General features: G+C 54.0%; 20 protein-coding genes. 15 read left to right on the forward strand and 5 right to left on the reverse strand.

Annotation, left to right across the window (positions count from 1 at the left end):
* Positions 1-286 precede the first annotated feature (286 nt).
* Positions 287-1375, reverse strand: coding sequence for a 23S rRNA (adenine(2503)-C(2))-methyltransferase RlmN (gene rlmN, locus R6U41_RS11820; RefSeq protein ID WP_410270039.1), 1089 nt, complete (start codon positions 1373-1375; stop codon positions 287-289).
* A 139-nt stretch (positions 1376-1514) separates the two neighbouring features.
* Here rlmN and ffh point away from each other — a divergent pair, with 139 nt between their 5' ends.
* The 11 genes from ffh (at position 1515) to R6U41_RS11875 (ending at position 8998) form a co-directional block, all read left to right on the forward strand.
* A complete protein-coding gene (ffh, locus tag R6U41_RS11825) occupies positions 1515-2846 on the forward strand; it encodes a signal recognition particle protein (protein ID WP_410270040.1) in 1332 nt (443 codons plus the stop codon).
* 16 nt (positions 2847-2862) lie between these two features.
* On the forward strand, positions 2863-3123 hold the full coding sequence (gene rpsP / locus R6U41_RS11830; RefSeq protein WP_410270041.1) for a 30S ribosomal protein S16: 261 nt from the start codon (positions 2863-2865) through the stop codon (positions 3121-3123).
* Between the two features lie 61 nt (positions 3124-3184).
* Positions 3185-3418: a KH domain-containing protein gene (locus R6U41_RS11835; RefSeq protein WP_181551094.1), complete on the forward strand. Its 234-nt coding sequence runs from the start codon at positions 3185-3187 to the stop codon at positions 3416-3418.
* A 16-nt stretch (positions 3419-3434) separates the two neighbouring features.
* The gene (gene rimM, locus R6U41_RS11840; RefSeq protein ID WP_410270042.1) at positions 3435-3944 is read left to right on the forward strand and encodes a ribosome maturation factor RimM; all 510 of its coding nucleotides are present in this window, start codon (positions 3435-3437) and stop codon (positions 3942-3944) included.
* A 57-nt stretch (positions 3945-4001) separates the two neighbouring features.
* Positions 4002-4751: a tRNA (guanosine(37)-N1)-methyltransferase TrmD gene (gene trmD, locus R6U41_RS11845; RefSeq protein ID WP_410270043.1), complete on the forward strand. Its 750-nt coding sequence runs from the start codon at positions 4002-4004 to the stop codon at positions 4749-4751.
* Positions 4729-5307 (forward strand): RNA methyltransferase, encoded by a 579-nt coding sequence (locus R6U41_RS11850; RefSeq protein ID WP_410270044.1) that lies wholly within the window; start codon positions 4729-4731, stop codon positions 5305-5307. The genes trmD and R6U41_RS11850 overlap by 23 nt, the downstream gene beginning before the upstream one ends.
* A 228-nt stretch (positions 5308-5535) precedes the next feature.
* Complete coding sequence (gene rplS, locus R6U41_RS11855) at positions 5536-5883, forward strand: 50S ribosomal protein L19 (protein ID WP_410270056.1); 348 nt, start codon at positions 5536-5538, stop codon at positions 5881-5883.
* 20 nt (positions 5884-5903) lie between these two features.
* Complete coding sequence (locus tag R6U41_RS11860) at positions 5904-6575, forward strand: ribonuclease HII (RefSeq protein WP_410270045.1); 672 nt, start codon at positions 5904-5906, stop codon at positions 6573-6575.
* Position 6576: 1 nt separating this feature from the next.
* Positions 6577-6948, forward strand: coding sequence for a YraN family protein (locus R6U41_RS11865; RefSeq protein ID WP_410270046.1), 372 nt, complete (start codon positions 6577-6579; stop codon positions 6946-6948).
* 6 nt (positions 6949-6954) lie between these two features.
* Positions 6955-7827, forward strand: a complete 873-nt coding sequence (gene rsmI, locus R6U41_RS11870; protein ID WP_410270047.1) for a 16S rRNA (cytidine(1402)-2'-O)-methyltransferase — start codon at positions 6955-6957, stop codon at positions 7825-7827.
* A gap of 280 nt (positions 7828-8107) precedes the next feature.
* The gene (locus R6U41_RS11875) at positions 8108-8998 is read left to right on the forward strand and encodes a Rossmann-like and DUF2520 domain-containing protein (RefSeq protein ID WP_410270048.1); all 891 of its coding nucleotides are present in this window, start codon (positions 8108-8110) and stop codon (positions 8996-8998) included.
* Positions 8999-9042: 44 nt separating this feature from the next.
* Here R6U41_RS11875 and R6U41_RS11880 read toward each other — a convergent pair whose 3' ends face one another.
* From R6U41_RS11880 to R6U41_RS11890, 3 genes are all read right to left on the reverse strand, one after another.
* The gene (locus R6U41_RS11880) at positions 9043-12027 is read right to left on the reverse strand and encodes an insulinase family protein (RefSeq protein WP_410270049.1); all 2985 of its coding nucleotides are present in this window, start codon (positions 12025-12027) and stop codon (positions 9043-9045) included.
* Between the two features lie 301 nt (positions 12028-12328).
* Entirely contained in the window at positions 12329-12682 is a 354-nt protein-coding gene (locus R6U41_RS11885; RefSeq protein WP_410270050.1) for a hypothetical protein, read from the reverse strand.
* 164 nt (positions 12683-12846) lie between these two features.
* Positions 12847-13281, reverse strand: coding sequence for a PaaI family thioesterase (locus tag R6U41_RS11890; RefSeq protein WP_410270051.1), 435 nt, complete (start codon positions 13279-13281; stop codon positions 12847-12849).
* Positions 13282-13563: 282 nt separating this feature from the next.
* On the opposite strand from R6U41_RS11890, the gene R6U41_RS11895 reads away from it, so the two are divergent.
* Both R6U41_RS11895 and R6U41_RS11900 read left to right on the forward strand, forming a co-directional pair.
* The gene (locus tag R6U41_RS11895; RefSeq protein WP_353740029.1) at positions 13564-13677 is read left to right on the forward strand and encodes a hypothetical protein; all 114 of its coding nucleotides are present in this window, start codon (positions 13564-13566) and stop codon (positions 13675-13677) included.
* A 31-nt stretch (positions 13678-13708) separates the two neighbouring features.
* Positions 13709-14233 (forward strand): DUF2937 family protein, encoded by a 525-nt coding sequence (locus R6U41_RS11900; RefSeq protein WP_410270052.1) that lies wholly within the window; start codon positions 13709-13711, stop codon positions 14231-14233.
* 155 nt (positions 14234-14388) lie between these two features.
* Here the strand turns inward: R6U41_RS11900 and arfB are convergent, their stop codons facing one another.
* Complete coding sequence (gene arfB, locus R6U41_RS11905) at positions 14389-14814, reverse strand: alternative ribosome rescue aminoacyl-tRNA hydrolase ArfB (RefSeq protein ID WP_410270053.1); 426 nt, start codon at positions 14812-14814, stop codon at positions 14389-14391.
* A gap of 252 nt (positions 14815-15066) precedes the next feature.
* Here arfB and R6U41_RS11910 point away from each other — a divergent pair, with 252 nt between their 5' ends.
* Together R6U41_RS11910 and R6U41_RS11915 are read left to right on the forward strand one after the other, a co-directional pair.
* Entirely contained in the window at positions 15067-15588 is a 522-nt protein-coding gene (locus tag R6U41_RS11910; RefSeq protein ID WP_410270054.1) for a TIGR03546 family protein, read from the forward strand.
* A partial coding sequence (locus tag R6U41_RS11915; protein WP_410270055.1) for a hypothetical protein occupies positions 15585-15995 on the forward strand: 411 nt, incomplete at its 3' end. The genes R6U41_RS11910 and R6U41_RS11915, both read left to right, overlap by 4 nt.

Consider the following 15995-nt stretch of genomic DNA (forward strand, 5'->3'; position numbering starts at 1 on the left):
TTTCCAGCTGATATCATCTACCTGTCCACCTAACATTTTTTTTGTGCCCAACATTTCTAAGATATCCTTTCAGGCGCTGCTTCGGAAGGGTTTGCTGAAATAAAATCGCATACCCCGAATTGCTGGACCCAACTTTGTACCATATCCGAATACAAATCGAATATGTTATGTTAAATTAACGGGGAAAAAAGCGTTTGTCAATAAAAACATTTGCCGCGAGCAATTTTTCCTGCCTTAAAAGTTCTGCATTTTAAAAATCAACAAGGCCGCCATGCGCGGGCGGCCGCTATTGGTCACCACTGCCGTCAGAAACAGTTGACCGGTGTGCGCCGCTGAGCTGGCCGCAGGCGGCATCAATGTCTGAACCCTTGCTCCAGCGGATAATGGCGGTGTAGTTGTTTTTTATGAGAATGGACTGAAAGGCCTCTATGGCTGCGTTGTCCGGACGCTGAAACGGTGTATCCGGATGCGGGTTAAACGGGATAAGATTGATTTTGGCCCGAACGGACCGAAGCCGTTTTGCAAGCTGTCTTGCTTGTTTTTCCGAATCGTTGATTCCTTTTATCAAGATATATTCAAAAGTAATTTTGTCCCGCGGGGCCAGGGGATAACGGGCGCAGGCATCAATGAGCCGTTCAATGGGGATTTTGTTGTTTACGGGCATTAGCCGGCTGCGCGTGGTGTTGTCTGCTGCGTTCAGGGACACGGCCAGCCGCACACGGGTATCTCTGGCCAGATCGGCAAACCGGTCGGCCAGGCCGGCCGTGGATAGGGTCACCCGCCGGGTGGAGAATTTCAGCCCCCAGTCGCTGTTGGTGATCACCCCCAGGGCCCCCACTACGTTATCATAATTGGCCAGGGGCTCTCCCATGCCCATGAGCACGAGGTTGGACAGACGCATACCCCCCCGGGCCGAAGCCTCGTCCTGGCATGAAATGACCTGGCCGATAATCTCGGCCCGGCTCAGGTTGCGGATCAAACCGGTTTTGCCGGTCATACAAAAGGCGCACCCCATGGCGCATCCCACCTGGGTGGAAAGACAGAGAGTGTAGTGGTCTTTTTCCGGGATCAGCACAGATTCCACGCAATTGCCGTCATTCAGGCCAAACAGAAATTTGCATGTGCCGTCTTCGGCAACCTGCACATTGCGCACCTCAGGGCGGGGTATGGTGAAATGATCGGCCAACAAGGTCCGGGCATCTTTTGCCAGGTTGGTCATATCCTCAAAGCGTTGCACCCGCCGGGCATAAAGCCACTGCAGGGCCTGGTCCGCCCGGAAGCTGCGCATGCCGTGGCCGGCAAAAAACGCAATCAGCTCGTTTCGGGAGATATTGCGGATATCGGGTTTTTTATCGCGTTTTCGGGGTTGAATCATAACGGGTTCGGATGTATTATAAATTAAAAGAAATCCGGTTTTTCCGGGCATTGGAAAACATATTATTATACTTGACATTCCGGGATGTAAATATTAATTTCAACGGATTCATTTTTGCGGCGATACGAGAATCAGCTCTATGTTTGACAATTTAAGCGACAAGCTCAATTCGGTTTTTAAAAAACTCAAAGGTCACGGCAAGCTCTCGGAGAAAAATATTGACGAGGGCTTGCGGGAAGTGCGCATGGCCCTGCTGGAGGCTGATGCGCATTACCGGGTGGTCAAGCAGTTGATCGCAGATATCCGGGCGCGGGCCATCGGCCAGGAGGTGCTGGAAAGTCTGACACCGGCCCAGCAGGTCATCAAGATCGTTAATGAAGAATTGATCGCCCTGATGGGATCGGAAAACGAAGCGCTCAATCTTTCCGGGGCCATGCCCCAGGCCGTGATGCTCGTCGGGCTCCAGGGTTCGGGCAAGACCACCACGGCCGGAAAGCTTGCGGTTCACCTGCGCAAAAACGGCAAAAAACCGTATCTGGTGCCTCTGGACGTCTATCGCCCGGCAGCCATTGATCAGCTCAAAAAGCTCGGCGAGCAGCTGTCAGTGCCGGTATATGATTCCAGCCCGGATATGGATCCGGTGGAAATCGCGCAGAAAGCCCGGCAAAAGGCGCCGTCTGAAGGCTGTGACACGCTGGTCCTGGATACTGCGGGCCGGCTGCACGTGGATTCGGAATTGATGAACGAGCTTTCCCGGATCCAGAAAGCCATCGAACCCTCGGATATCCTGCTGATCGCCGATGCCATGACCGGTCAGGATGCGGTCAACATGGCCGAGTCATTTGACCAGGCCCTGGATCTCGGCGGCATCGTGCTCACCAAGATGGACGGCGACGCCAGGGGCGGGGCGGCCTTGTCCATTAAGGCGGTTACCGGCAAGCCGGTGAAGTTTATCGGTGTCGGTGAGAAAACCAATGCCCTGGAAGAGTTTCACCCGGAACGGATGGCATCGCGGATCCTGGGCATGGGCGATATGCTCTCCTTTATTGAAAAGGCCCAGGATGCGGTGGATGAGAAAAAAGCCGCTGACCTGGAAAAGAAACTCCGGAAAAACCAGTTCACCCTGGAGGATTTCCGGGACCAGATGACCCAGGTCAGAAAGATGGGATCGCTCAATGACCTGATCAAGATGATTCCGGGTGCAAACAAGAGCAAGCAGTTAAACAAGTTAGACGTTGACGAGCGGGAACTGGTGCGCATCGAGGCCATCATCAACTCCATGACTCCGGCCGAGCGGCGCAACCACAATATCGTCAACGGAAGCAGAAGAAAACGGATTGCCAAGGGAAGCGGGACGAAAGTTCAGGATGTTAACAAGCTCCTGAAAAACTACTCCCAGGTGCTCAAGATGATGAAGAAATTCAACAAGGGCGGCATGCGGGCAATGACCCGGAACATGATGCCGTTTTAACAAGGAAGGCAGAAAAATGTCAGTAAAAATCAGATTGTCCAGGCATGGTGCGAAAAAGAAACCGTTTTACCGCATTGTCGTGGCAGACGGCCGCTATCCCAGAGACGGCCGGTTTCTGGAAACCGTGGGCACCTACAACCCCATGGTGGATCCCCACGAAGTGACGCTGAACAACGATAGGATTGCCCATTGGATGGATAACGGTGCCATCCCCACCGACACCGTCAACAGCCTTTTAAAGCAAAAGGGTTTTTATGAAGGAGTAAAATCAGCATAAAAAATAGCTTGTCCGCGAATCCCAACATTCCAGCAGCCATTCTATGAAGGAGAGGGGTCAAATGAAAGAGCTGATCACGTACATCGCAAAGGCGCTTGTGGACAATCCTGATGAAGTGACCGTGACCGAGGTGGAAGGCGGCCAGACAGCGGTCCTCGAGCTCAAAGTGGCCAAGGAGGATCTGGGAAAAGTGATCGGAAAGCAGGGGCGGACTGCCCGGGCCATGCGGACAATATTGAATGCCGCTTCGGCAAAGGTCAAGAAGCGTACAGTTCTTGAGATTATTGAGGAATAATCAAAGCCGTCTGCACATGGACCCGGACAAGCTTCTTTTGATCGGAAAAATTTTCCGACCTCACGGTATTCGCGGGGAGGTCCGGGTTTCTGCATATGTGGACCAACAACTCCACCTGCAGCCCGGATCCCGGGTAATTGTTGAAGCCCCGGATCAGCAGCCTGCTGAATACAGCATAGAGACGGCCCGTTCCCATAAAAACGGCCTGCTCATCGGATTTGCAGGGGTTGGCGATCGAAGCAGCGCAGAGGCCGTTTCCGGCGCATCCCTTTTTATGCCCCGATCCGCCCTGCCGCCTGCAGAGCCGGATACATGGTACTGGTGTGATCTGATCGGGCTGGCGGTTTACGAAACCGGCGGCGGATTTCTGGGCCGGGTGGAATCCATGATTGAAACCGGCAGCAATGATGTTTTCGTGGTCAGACACGGGCAAAACGAGCGGCTGATTCCGGCCATTGAACAAGTTGTGCGGGAAATTAACCTGGAAGACGGCAAAATGGTCGTGGATCTTCCCGAGGGGCTTTAACCGGGGAGCGCAAAATCCGCAGGGCCGAAGATAGCGATGGAAAGGATTGCGGGAAAGATGAGGTTTTGCGTATTGACGATCTTTCCCGAAATGTTTGATGCATTTGCCGGCCACGGGATCATGCGCAGGGCAGTGGAAAGCGGCAAAATTCGTCTGGAGCCCGTTAATATCCGCGATTTTGCAGAAGGCCGGCACAGGGTAACAGACGACCGGCCCTATGGCGGCGGCTCGGGAATGGTCATGAAGCCCGAACCCCTGGCCGCGGCCATTCAAAGCGCCAAATCCGAATTGCCCGAAGCCCCGGTGGTGCTGCTCACCCCTCAGGGCCGGCGCTTTGATCAGGAAACGGCCCGGCAGTATGCGGCCTGTAGAGAGATGATTTTTGTCTGCGGACGGTATGAAGGACTGGATGAACGGATTTGCGAGGCATATGTCGATGACGAGATCTCCATTGGCGATTATGTATTAACAGGCGGAGAACTGCCTGCAATGGTGGTCATGGATGCGGTGATCCGGCATATCCCCGGCGTGCTGGGAGCAGAGGATGCTGCAGAGTGCGATTCCTTCTCGGCCAGCCGCCTGGAGCACGCACATTACACACGGCCCGGGGCTTTTTGTCAAAAGGAGGTGCCCGGGGTTTTGCTTTCGGGCAATCACCGGGCCATAGAGGAATGGCGCAGGGAATCGGCGTTGCTGCGCACAATTTTAAGGCGCCCGGATTTACTGGAGCAGACGGGGCTGACAGAGCCGGAAAAAAAGATTGTTCAAAAATGGTGCCGCCGACTTGAAGCCCTTGCATCGGATTAAGCTTTACCTGGCCCTGCTGCATCATCCGGTCAGGAGCAAGGACGGCAGCACCATTGCCTCGGCGATTACCAGCATTGATCTCCATGATATCGCCAGGGCCGCCCGAACATACGGGGTGAGCGGATTTTATGTGATTACCCCCCTGGCGGATCAGCAGGCTTTTGCCCGAAAGATCATCGGCCACTGGACAGACGGCGCGGGCGCTGTGTACAACCCGGACCGCAGCCGGGCCCTGGCTTTGATCCGTATCCGGGAAAGCTTAAACCAGGTTACAACAGAGATCTGCCGGCAGGAGGATCTGCCCGTACGGGTGGTGGCCACCAGTGCGGTAGATAGCCCGGACCAGACCGGATACCCGGAACTCAGCCGGGCCCTGGCCAAACAAGATGCCGCCTGGGTACTGGCCCTGGGCACGGCCTGGGGGCTGACGGCTGAATTTATGGATGAGGCGGATTTTCGGCTGGCGCCGATTTCAACCGGATCGGGGTATAACCATCTTTCCGTGCGCTCGGCAGCCGCCATAATGCTTGACCGGCTTCTGGGCCGCGAATTTTGATGGCGCCGTAAAAAGTTCAATATCTGCGTTACGCGCGATTCCTCAGAATTTCACGTACGTATAAGTACGCTGCATTCTTCGGCAATCGCGCAAGCCTTGATCTTGAAGTTTTTACGGCGCCATCTGAAAACTTGGTTTTTACGAAACCATCAATTTTAAAGATCAGAATTTAACCGTTTCAGGTCCCGGCCCTTTTCCGGCGGGTCTGACAAACCCTATTGCGAGGCGATTATGGACGCGATCAAACAGATTGAAAGAGAACAGCTTAGAATGGATATCACCGGGTTTGAGCCCGGGGATACGGTAAAGGTGCACGTCCGGATCCGGGAAGGAGAAAAAGAGCGGATCCAGGTTTTCCAGGGCGTGGTCATTGCTATGAAAAAGGGCACGACCAACGCCAGTTTCACGGTACGAAAAGTGTCTTACGGCATTGGCGTGGAACGAATTTTTCCCTTGCATTCCCCGGCCCTGGAACGGGTGGAAGTGGTGGAAAAAGGACGGGTGCGCCGCTCCAAGATTTATTACCTGCGGGGGCTGAAGGAAAAGGCGGCACGAATGAAGCTGCGCCGCAAATAAGTACTTTCAGGAAATTGTCCATGGCTGAATCGATCCGGCAATTCGAACACCAGGCGCAAAGTCAGGGATATTGTCGTATTGCCGGAATCGACGAGGTGGGCCGCGGCCCCCTGGCCGGCCCGGTGGTTGCGGCAGCGGTGATGCTTTCAGACGATTTTGCCGTTACCGGCATTACCGATTCCAAGCGGCTTTCTCCCAGGGTCCGGCTGCGGCTTCACGACGAGATTTACGCAAATGCAAGGGCCGTTGGCATCGGCATTGTGGACCCTGTTGAAATCGACCGGATCAACATTTTGCAGGCCTCGCTTCAGGCCATGTCCATGGCTGTGGACAATCTTTGCCCCGAACCCGATTGCCTGCTGATTGACGGCCAGTGGCCCATTGGCGCAGAAATTTACCAGCAGACCATTGTCAAGGGGGATTTGCGCAGCATTTCCGTTGCCGCGGCCTCGATTGTGGCCAAGGTCACCCGTGACCGGATCATGGAAAGATACAGCCTGGATTATCCGGAGTATGGGTTTTCCGGCCACAAGGGCTATCCCACCCGGGCCCATGTCCGGGCACTGGAAGAGCACGGGTGGTGCCCCATTCACCGCCGCAGCTTTAAAGGGGTGAGCCGCCACAATCACCGGTATTTCCGCCCAAATCCGGAAAAAACCGCCTGCTTTACCGGTTTTTCAGGAAGCGCCTGAGATGGCAACCGAATCCCAAAAGTTCGGGCGTCTGGGCGAATCCCTGGCCATTGCCCATTTAAAAAAAAACGGGTATCAGATCCTGGAGCGAAACTACCGCAACTGCTTTGGCGAAATCGACGTGATTGCCCGCCAGGGTGAAACCATCGTATTTGTGGAAGTAAAGTCCAGATCCTCGGACCGTTTCGGACCTTCCAAGGCGGCTGTGGACCGGATAAAGCAGCAGAAGATTTCCAGGGTGGCCCTGGGCTATCTCAAGCAGAAACGCCAGACCGACAAAAAGGCGCGTTTTGACGTGGTGTGCGTGGATGCCGGGCAAAAACACTGCCGGGTGGAAATCATTGCCAATGCCTTTGCCCTGGCCTACGGATAGGTCTTCATGAATGCAACCCGGCCAAACCCGGCAGGCGGCATACTTTACGTGGTGGCCACACCTATCGGCAACATGGGAGATATGACCTACAGGGCCGTGGAAGTGCTGCAAAACGCAGATCTTATCGCCGCCGAAGACACCCGCCACACCGCAAGGCTGCTTGCCCATTACGCCGTTGAAACCCCCTTGCTTTCCTGTCACGAACACAACGAATCCCAAAGAATTCCGCTTCTGTTGCAAAAACTGGAATCCGGCCGCCAGCTTGCCCTGGTTTCGGATGCCGGCACACCCATGGTTTCGGATCCCGGCTACCGGCTGGTGACCGCGGCAGTGAATGCGGGCATCCAGGTGGTGCCGATTCCTGGAGCATGCGCCGCGGTTGCCGCCTTGTCCGTATCCGGGCTGGCCGTAGACAGCTTCTGCTTTGCAGGGTTTGTTCCCAAAAAGAAAAAGCAGCGACAGGAACTGCTCACCCGTCTGGCCGGTGCCCGGCAGACTCTGATTTTTTATGAATCTCCGAGGCGGGTGGAGGCGCTTTTGCAGGATTTGATCGATTATCTGGGAAACCGCCCGGCGGTGGTGGCACGGGAGATCACCAAGCGCTACGAGGAGTTTTTACGCGGCAGCCTTTCCGAATTGCGCGATGAGGTCAGCCGGCGCGAATCCATCAAGGGCGAGATCACCGTGCTGGTTTCCGGCTTTACTGAAGACAGCCGGGATACCGGGGAAGTGGACCGGGAGATCCAATGTGAAATTGAAACTGCCCTGGCCGGGCAAACGGTTTCTCCTTCAAAGCTTGCAGCAGAGCTTGCACGCAAATACCGCATGCCAAAAGGCCGGGTTTATAAAATGATCGTGGAGATCCAAAAGAACCGATAGGTTGCTGTTGCGCTGCCGGCCCGCAATTTTGATGGCGCCGTAAAAGTCCAATATCTGCGTTACGCGCAATTTCTCAGAATTTCACGTACGGCTAAGTACTCTGCATTCTTCGAAATTGCGCAAGCCTTGATCTTGAACTTTTTACGGCACCATCTGAAATCAGACTTTTTACGGTGCCATCAATTTTGGAAGTGGTTTGAAATGCACTTGAGAATGAATATTTTGGTTTTTATTGAGTTTACGGTTCAACAGAAATCCTGATAAAAAGGGAGGCCGGGATATGAAAAAAAGTTTTACCACTGTGGGCTGCGGAAGGGTTGGAACTGCCATGGCCCGGTATCTCGCAGCAGCAGGGTATCGGCCTGCGGGATTCGCCAGCCGCAGTCTTTCTTCTGCAAAACGGGCTTCTGAAGCCACCAGATCCAGTGCCCCGGCTTCGGTTCAGCCCTGGGATGTCACACCCGGGGCGGATATCGTCCTGATCACGACCCCTGATGGTGCCATCCGGGAAACAGCGGAAAAAATCGCCGAATACAAGGGCGTTGGCAAGGACACGGTGGTGCTTCACTGCAGCGGGGCACTGCCGTCAACGGAACTGGCCGCAGTTGCCGATTGTGGTGCGAAAATCGGCAGCCTGCATCCGCTCCAGAGCTTTGCTGATGAAAACATCGAACAAAACCCCTTTGCCGGGATCATGATGGCTGTTGAGGGCCAGGAGCCGGCTGTGGCCGCAGCCCGGCAGATTGCCGAAAGCCTCGGGGCCAGCCCGTTTGAAATCCGGACCGACTGCAAACGGCTTTATCACGCATCCGCGGTGGCCGCTTCCAATTACCTGGTCACCCTCATGAATCTTTCCCTGCAGCTGATCATGGTCTCCGGGGTGGCCCCGGCGGATTCCTGGAAAGTGTTAAAACCCCTTGTGACCGGCACTTTGGGCAACATTGAAAAAAACGGCATTCCCAGGGCGCTGACCGGCCCCATTGCCCGGGGCGATGTGGAAACCGTGGAAGGGCATCTGGCCGAGATCGGACAAAAAGCCCCCACACGGCTGGAGCTTTACCGGCTGCTGGGCCGGCACACCATTGAAATCGCCCTGGCCGGCGGGGGGTTGTCAGAACAAGCCGCAGAACGTTTAAAAGAAATACTTGCACCCACCGGCAGCACTGACTGACCCACGTCCTGTGTTGTCCTTTGGTTGTCCTTTGAATGGGGCCCCTATATCCGGTAAGGGATCAGGGCCCGGTCCCCCAGCTGCCGGTTTGCCTCCTCGATAAGATCCTGGCTGGAGATCACCGCCACTGCAGCATCAGCCCCGGAGGTGCTGAAATACTTGTCTGCGGCATTTCTGACCTGCTCCAGGTCCACCTCGAGCACCCCTTGCTTGAAATTTCTGCGCAGCTCGTCTGACAGGCCGATGAGCCTTCGGTAAAAAGCCTTGAATGCTGCCGGACCCGGAGGGTCGGGCCTGTCCAGATCGGCACAGACCTGCAGCACAGCCTCCTCGATGTTTTCCCCGTCATAGTCGCCTGAGGTGATAAAGTCCGCGGCTGCGTCATAGACCTGCAGGGTCCGGACAATGTGGGGATCCCGGTAGGAGCCGAAGTAAAACTGTCCGTTTTCCATCTGGTAGAGGCTAAAGCCGCCGTAGGCTCCGCCTTTTTCACGGATCTCCCGGTGCAGGAACATGGATTTGAGCAGTTTGCTGATTACCGCCAGTACCGGCGCGTCCGGGTGATCCATGGGCCGGGTTTCAACCACCTTGGCCACAAAGGACACGGCCGTGGCCGTGGCCCAGCCTTCCCTGGGGATTTCCGGGTCTGCGGCCAAATTCGGGGGCTCAAAGCCGCATCCGGCTGCAGGGGGCATTTTTTGGCAGATGTCTTTTGCCAGGGGAAGTGCGGTTTCAAGGTCTGCCGGCTCACCGATTAAGGCTGTGCGCACGTTGTTTTCATGAAAAACCGTCCTGGCAATCCGCTCCAGGTTTGCGGCCAGGGTCTTTAACTTTTCCGTGTCCAGATCGGCTGTGAGGTTTTTGATGGTTTTGATCTGATGGATTCCGTGCCAGGTTTCATTCAAGGCGCTGGCTGTGGAAAAATTTCTTGCGGCAAGGGACATGGCCAGCCGGTGGCCGTTATGCACCACGCTGGATTCCATTTCCGCGCGAACTTCCAGAAGCAGATCCCGGAGCCGGTCTATGTCAGAAAAGGCATATCGGCTCACCAGGTCCCGGATCAGGTCAAACATGCTGGAAATGTTTCTTGACAGGCATTTGCCTGAAAAATTGAGCACAGGCAGGCAGGTTGCACTGCTTTGGGAAAACATGCGCGAAGCGCTCACGGAAAAACCCAGCCCGCCTGTGTATTGGTCAATTCTGCGTGCCAGTTCCACATAGTCGTAGTCCGCCGTGCCGGCCTGGGTCATGGCGTGGCAGAAAAGCGGCAGCAGGTCAATCAACTCCGGCTCCAGGTTCTGGATGCCGAATACGGACTTGCAGTACAGTATCCCGGAACTGGGCTGTTCATAGAGTTCCACCGGGGGATTTTCAACCACCCCGGAGGGGTGCACGACCCGGATATCCGGGGCAATATCGGTTTTGGAAAGCATGGGCAGACATGACAGATCCTCCTGGCTTTCCTGGAGCTGCACCAGCTTTTGCGCATCCTGTTGGATCTTTTTGCGGTCGTCTTCTGTGAGGTCTTTTTCAATGGCAGCCAGGCGTTGTTCTTCCCGGGCCCGCTTTTTTTCATAAAGCTCCGGGTCCGGTTCCAGGGTCATGCGCATCCGGTGGGGGTTGTTGATGAAATATTTCCGGATCCGGTTTTCCAGAAGATCTGTGGTCTCCAGTTCCTGGAAAAACCGCCTGACCAGGCTGTCAAACTGGAGCGTCACATCCGGTTGCCCCTGGTGGAGCCAGTCGCCGCAGAAGCGCAAAAGCAGTTTGAGCCCGTAGGGAAACGGCGTATTGGTGACCTCTTTTCGGTGAAATTCGATCTGATGGATGGCTGACTCCACCAGCCGCCGCTCGATTCCGTTTTCAGCCAGATCAGAGAGCACCTCAAAGATGATTTTTTCGATTTTTTCCGCATCTTCGGCATTGACGTCCTTGAGGCCACAGGCAAACAGGGTGTCCTTGTTGTCGGCATCCAGGCCGCTGCCGTCGCTCAATGTCGATCCCAGCTGGGAATCCATGAGCGCCTTTCGCAGGGGTGCGCCCGGATTTCCAAGCAGCACCTGTTCGAGCACCGAGAGCACCAGCACCTCGTAAGCCTCCCGGATGTCTGCGGTCAGCCAGGCCACACATGCCTGGGTCTTTTTGTCCGTGGTTTCCTCCGGGTCCATTGGGTAATAATACACGGCGGTTTTCGGCTCGCTCCAGCGGGGCTGGGACGGCACCGCTGTTGCCGGGTCAATGGGGGAGAACTGACAAAGTACGGTGTCTTCGATAAATTCCAAGTGCCGGGCCAGGGGCAGATTGCCGTAGGTGTAGAAATAGGCGTTGCTCGGATGATAATGCCGGGCGTGAAACGCCTTTAACTGCTCATGGGTCAGCTGGGGGATCTGTTCCGGATCACCGCCGGAATTGTTGCTGTAAGTGGTATCCGGGTACAGGGCGTTTAACAGGGACCGGCCCATTACCTGGTCGGGAGAGGACATGGCCCCTTTCATCTCGTTGAAAACCACTCCCTTGTAAACCAGGTGCTGCTGGCCGTCTGCCGGATCGGTTTCAAATTCAAGCCGGTGGCCTTCCTGTTTGAAGCTCAGTTCGTCAATGCGCGGAAAAAAGGCGGCATCCAGGTAAACGGACATGAGATTGTAGAAGTCTTTTTCATTCTGGGTGGCAAAGGGGTACATGGTCCAGTCTGAAGCGGTCAGCGCGTTCATGAAGGTGCTTAAGCTTCGCTTCATCATGGAGAAAAACGGATCGCGCACCGGATAATTGCGTGAGCCGCACAGCACTGTGTGCTCCAGGATGTGGGCCACGCCAGTGGAATCGGCGGGCACGGTTTTAAAAACCACGGAAAAGGCGTTTTCCGGGTCATCCCGACTGATATGGATGTGGGCCGCACCCGTGGGCAGATGCTTGAGTTCGTAGTAAAATCCGTTTATCTCGGGCAGTTCCATCATCTTTTCAATGCGAAAGCCGCCCTTTTGATCTCCGGGCTTCGGGCCCGGGTTTCGGGGATCATCTGTTTGTTTCATGGATATGTTTCTCCGTTTAAAGCTTTTGATGGCATCGTAAAAGTCCAATATCTGCGTTACGCGCAATTTCTCAGAATTTCACGTACGGCTAAGTACGCTGCATTCTTCAAAATCGCGCAAGCCTTGATCTTGGACTTTTACGGCGCCATCTGAAATCAGACTTTTTACGGTGCCATCAACTGTTCAGGCACGAAAAAACCGATAGCATATCTGCTGCGCCAGCGTAAAGATACTGCATGCAAATATTCTATCGGTTATGGGGGGCCGGGGGGGAGTTGACCGGATCCGGGCAGGCCGCCGGTTATGTGGCCACATAAATGCCGCGGCGCTTGCGCTTGATTTTGCCCTGCTTGCCCAGCCGGTAAATGATGTTTCTAAGCTTTTTTTCGTCAAAATCCGTTCTGGACTTGATATCGGCCAAGCGGGCGCCTTCCGGCATATCGCTGATCACATTCAGCACCTGGTCGGATGCGGTTTTGCCGCTGCTGCGCCGGGTCTTGGGGCTTTGGGGGCCGGCGAGTTTGCGAACGGTTTTCTCGAGTTCCTCGATTTTTGCGGTCAGCCGGTTGATCTCGGTTTTTGTAGCAATGTTGTATTGCTTGAGAAAGAATTTGATCATGGCATCAAAACTGGGATTGCGTTTTTTTTGTGTCATTGATCGCTCCTTGTTTTTCTTTAATTGCGATTTGTTTGAAACAATTTTGATTATTTGACTTTCTTTTGCATAGACAATTCAGTTTTATAAGTCAAGTGTTTAAACAGGTTATCGGCAAATGACTTATCTTTTTCCCCGGATCCTGAAAAACGCTGCTTTCCGGGTCAGTATTTCCGGATTACCGAATAAGTGGCCATGGCCCTGGCCACAAGGTTTTTTGCCGCATCGGTGACGGTCACCTCACCCAGGGCAGTGTTGCGCCCGTTGTGGAGAATTACGGCTTCGGCATAAATGCATCCTGAGAAAAAGGGCCTGATGTAATTGATTTTCATTTCAATGGTACTGATGGATTCATTTTTGCGGGTAAGGCCGGTCAGGGCGGTTCCCACAGCAGCATCGGCAAGGGAAAAAATCGCACCCCCGTGGGCGATGCCACCTGCATTGCCCAGTTTTTCGGAAAACGGCAGTCTGAGCCGGGCCCATCCTTTTTTCAGGTCCATCAGTTCCATCCCCAGCAGATTCCAGTAGGGCACCTGTTTTTGAAGCCGCTCAAACACGGCCTGCCGAAATTCCGGATCCAGTTCTTCAAACCGGGCCATGGATGGTTTCCCTTTTGTTATGGGTTAAAAAACAAGGTATGTCAGATGTCGAAGATGATTGCGCCACTGAACATTTACTGATATATTCAAGAAAAACCTTACGTTTTTATTGTCAGGGCGGGCGCTTCAGGTCAACGGTTTTTATAAGAAAATGATTTCAGGGAACTTTTCACTTTTCGGATTTTCGGGGAAATCAGTATGCAGGGCTTTTTTAATTCCTTGAGGCTGCCGTGCCCGGTATGCACCCATTCCACGCTGCGGCTGACCGGTACCTGAGACCAGATTTTTTTCCGCTGCAGGGGCTGCGGCGTCAAAATTGCCCTACAGGACATTGTTGAATCCATTGACGAGGAGGTTGAGCGGATTCTGGCCAATATGCCCTGCGACCGGTTTTAGCCGGATTGCAGGATAAAGCAGGGAGAGTTTTGTGGCAAGGGGGTATTTCCGGATACTGGTGTTTGCCTGCACGCTTATGGTGGGGGTGCAGTTTCCGGCGGTGATGGATCAGTACCGGAAACGGGTGGATGCCCATTTCCGCGAAATCAGCATAAACCTCAGCGGGTTTCAGCAGACAGCAGACCGGTATTTTGACGGCAGCCTCGAAGCGTTGATCTCCCATTACAAAAAAAGCCCGGACCCGGTTTTTGCCCAGGATGCCCAAAGCGTGGAACAGCTTCACCGGCGCTGCCAAATGCTTTCCGCCCAGCAGTCAGCCATGTCCGGGCCATGGTATCGGGCGGGTTTTCATCTGCTGTTTTTTCACAATGATGAGATTTTGGCTGAAACATTTGACCAGTATTCCTACACCGTCCCGTTGAGTCCGCGTGCCATTGCATGGGGACTGGGCGCGGCATTCTTTGTTTCCCTGCTGCTGGAACTCATTGTGATCGGGATCTTCAAAGGGTTTTGGCTTGCGGTAAAACCAAGGCATTCCGGAGCGCTCTGCATTTGACCTAAATTGAGCGTTTCAGATTTTTAAAAGCAATTCATTTGAAAGGATAAGATCCATTTGTATTTTAAAAATATGAAACGCTCAATTTATACAAAATGTTTGCTCAATTTATACAAAATGTTTCCGGTTGATTTGCCTGCATTTCCCTTTACTGGTCACTGCTCATCAAAGGGGATTTTTGTGCGCAGCTGCTTTTTGCGGCCTTGGTGTTTTTTGTTCTCCAGGCGGCGTTTTTTCGCTCGCCGCGGAATTCGGGTTTTTTTGCGCGTCGGGGATTCTTCCAGGGCATCGGCCAGAAGCTGTGCAAAGCGTTCAATGGTCTGTTCCCGGTTGGCTGTCTGGCTGCGGTGACGCTGGGCTGAGATGTGGAGCAGGCCGTTTTTATTGATGCGCGTGGGCAAGCGCTGTTGGATGCGTTCTTTTTGTTCCGGGCCCAGGCTGGGGGAACCGGCCACATCAAACCACAGGGTGATTCTGGAGCTTGTTTTGTTGACATGCTGTCCCCCCGGCCCCCCGCTGCCGGAGGCGGTAAACCAGAGTTCATTTTCCGGGATGGCAAGTTCTTCTGTGACGGTGATCATTCGGCTCTGCCTGCTTTTCTGTTTTCGGGTTTTGAACAATGGCGGAAAAGCGTATCATTATCCTTTTACGGCGCCATCTGAAATCAGACTTTTTACGGTGCCATTATCCTTTAAAAATACCATACAGTCTGTTTATTTCAAGGCGGAACAGCGGCATGGATTCGAACGGATTTACTCTTTGGCTTCCGGTATTTTGTGTTATGCCCGGCCTTGGACCTGATGATAATATTTTTTTTAAGAGGGAGCGCAGTTATGATAACTCTGCTGGCAAAGCTGCTGAAAGTCTTAAATGCCGAGACCGACCCCGGCCAGATCAGTGCGGCTTTGTGTCTGGCCATGTTTTTTGCCTTCATGCCCTTGATGACACTGCAGCATCTGGTTCTGATTTTTTTGGTGCTGGTTTTGCGGGTCAATATCACCGGGTTTATTCTGGGTTGGATGGTTTTTTCAGCAGTGGCCTTTATCATCGATCCCCTGCTGCACGCTGTTGGCATGGCGGTTTTGTCAGGCGGGGTCCTGGAGGGTTTCTGGAGCACGCTCTATGATTCGGGCTTCTGGCGCTTGACCGGGTTTAACAATACCATTGTCATGGGCGGGTTTGTGACTGCACTGGTGCTGGCTGTTCCCCTGTATTTCCTGTTTAATTTTCTGATCCGCCGCTACAGGCAGCATTTTCTGGCCTGGATTCAAAAAACCCGCCTGGCCCAGATGGTCAAGGGATCGCGGATCTATGCAGCCTATCAAACCGTTTCCGGATGGAGGAGTTCCGTATGAGTCGTTTTATCCGATGGCCCGGACTGGCCGCATTTTTTGTCATCGTGGCGCTCGGGGCTGCGGTCTGGCTGCTTATGGTGGACTTTGCGGTCCGGCACATGATCGAGAAAACCGGGACAAAAGCCGTGGGCGCCCGGGTGGAGGTAGCGGATGCCGATCTGAGCCTTTTTCCTCTGGGCCTGGAGATTTCCGGCCTGCAGGTGACCAATCCGAATTCGCCCATGCGCAATGCTGTTGTGGCCGAAAAGATCCGGATGAACTTCAATACTGGCGAGATCATCAAGGGCAACAAAGTGGTGGAGGATTTGTCCGCCACCGGAGTGGGATTTGACAAGCCCAGAAAAACCTCCGGTGCCATTGTCAAAAAGGAGAAAATGGCCGAAGAAACAGAAACCCCTGTGGCCGAA

Source organism: Desulfosalsimonas sp. (genome assembly GCF_046483245.1).
Taxonomy (GTDB): domain Bacteria; phylum Desulfobacterota; class Desulfobacteria; order Desulfobacterales; family Desulfosalsimonadaceae; genus Desulfosalsimonas.

What these genes read in the sequence shown, in the direction of transcription:
- rpsP (WP_410270041.1), top strand. Translation starts at nt 2,863, where the DNA reads ATGTCAGTAAAAATCAGATTGTCCAGGCATGGTGCGAAAAAGAAACCG.
- R6U41_RS11835 (WP_181551094.1), top strand. Translation starts at nt 3,185, where the DNA reads ATGAAAGAGCTGATCACGTACATCGCAAAGGCGCTTGTGGACAATCCT.
- R6U41_RS11875 (WP_410270048.1), top strand. Translation starts at nt 8,108, where the DNA reads ATGAAAAAAAGTTTTACCACTGTGGGCTGCGGAAGGGTTGGAACTGCC.
- R6U41_RS11910 (WP_410270054.1), top strand. Translation starts at nt 15,067, where the DNA reads ATGATAACTCTGCTGGCAAAGCTGCTGAAAGTCTTAAATGCCGAGACC.
- trmD (WP_410270043.1), top strand. Translation starts at nt 4,002, where the DNA reads ATGAGGTTTTGCGTATTGACGATCTTTCCCGAAATGTTTGATGCATTT.
- rlmN (WP_410270039.1), bottom strand. Translation starts at nt 1,375, where the DNA reads ATGATTCAACCCCGAAAACGCGATAAAAAACCCGATATCCGCAATATC.
- R6U41_RS11885 (WP_410270050.1), bottom strand. Translation starts at nt 12,682, where the DNA reads ATGACACAAAAAAAACGCAATCCCAGTTTTGATGCCATGATCAAATTC.
- rimM (WP_410270042.1), top strand. Translation starts at nt 3,435, where the DNA reads ATGGACCCGGACAAGCTTCTTTTGATCGGAAAAATTTTCCGACCTCAC.
- R6U41_RS11865 (WP_410270046.1), top strand. Translation starts at nt 6,577, where the DNA reads ATGGCAACCGAATCCCAAAAGTTCGGGCGTCTGGGCGAATCCCTGGCC.
- rsmI (WP_410270047.1), top strand. Translation starts at nt 6,955, where the DNA reads ATGAATGCAACCCGGCCAAACCCGGCAGGCGGCATACTTTACGTGGTG.
- R6U41_RS11880 (WP_410270049.1), bottom strand. Translation starts at nt 12,027, where the DNA reads ATGAAACAAACAGATGATCCCCGAAACCCGGGCCCGAAGCCCGGAGAT.
- R6U41_RS11890 (WP_410270051.1), bottom strand. Translation starts at nt 13,281, where the DNA reads ATGGCCCGGTTTGAAGAACTGGATCCGGAATTTCGGCAGGCCGTGTTT.
- ffh (WP_410270040.1), top strand. Translation starts at nt 1,515, where the DNA reads ATGTTTGACAATTTAAGCGACAAGCTCAATTCGGTTTTTAAAAAACTC.
- arfB (WP_410270053.1), bottom strand. Translation starts at nt 14,814, where the DNA reads ATGATCACCGTCACAGAAGAACTTGCCATCCCGGAAAATGAACTCTGG.
- R6U41_RS11860 (WP_410270045.1), top strand. Translation starts at nt 5,904, where the DNA reads ATGGCTGAATCGATCCGGCAATTCGAACACCAGGCGCAAAGTCAGGGA.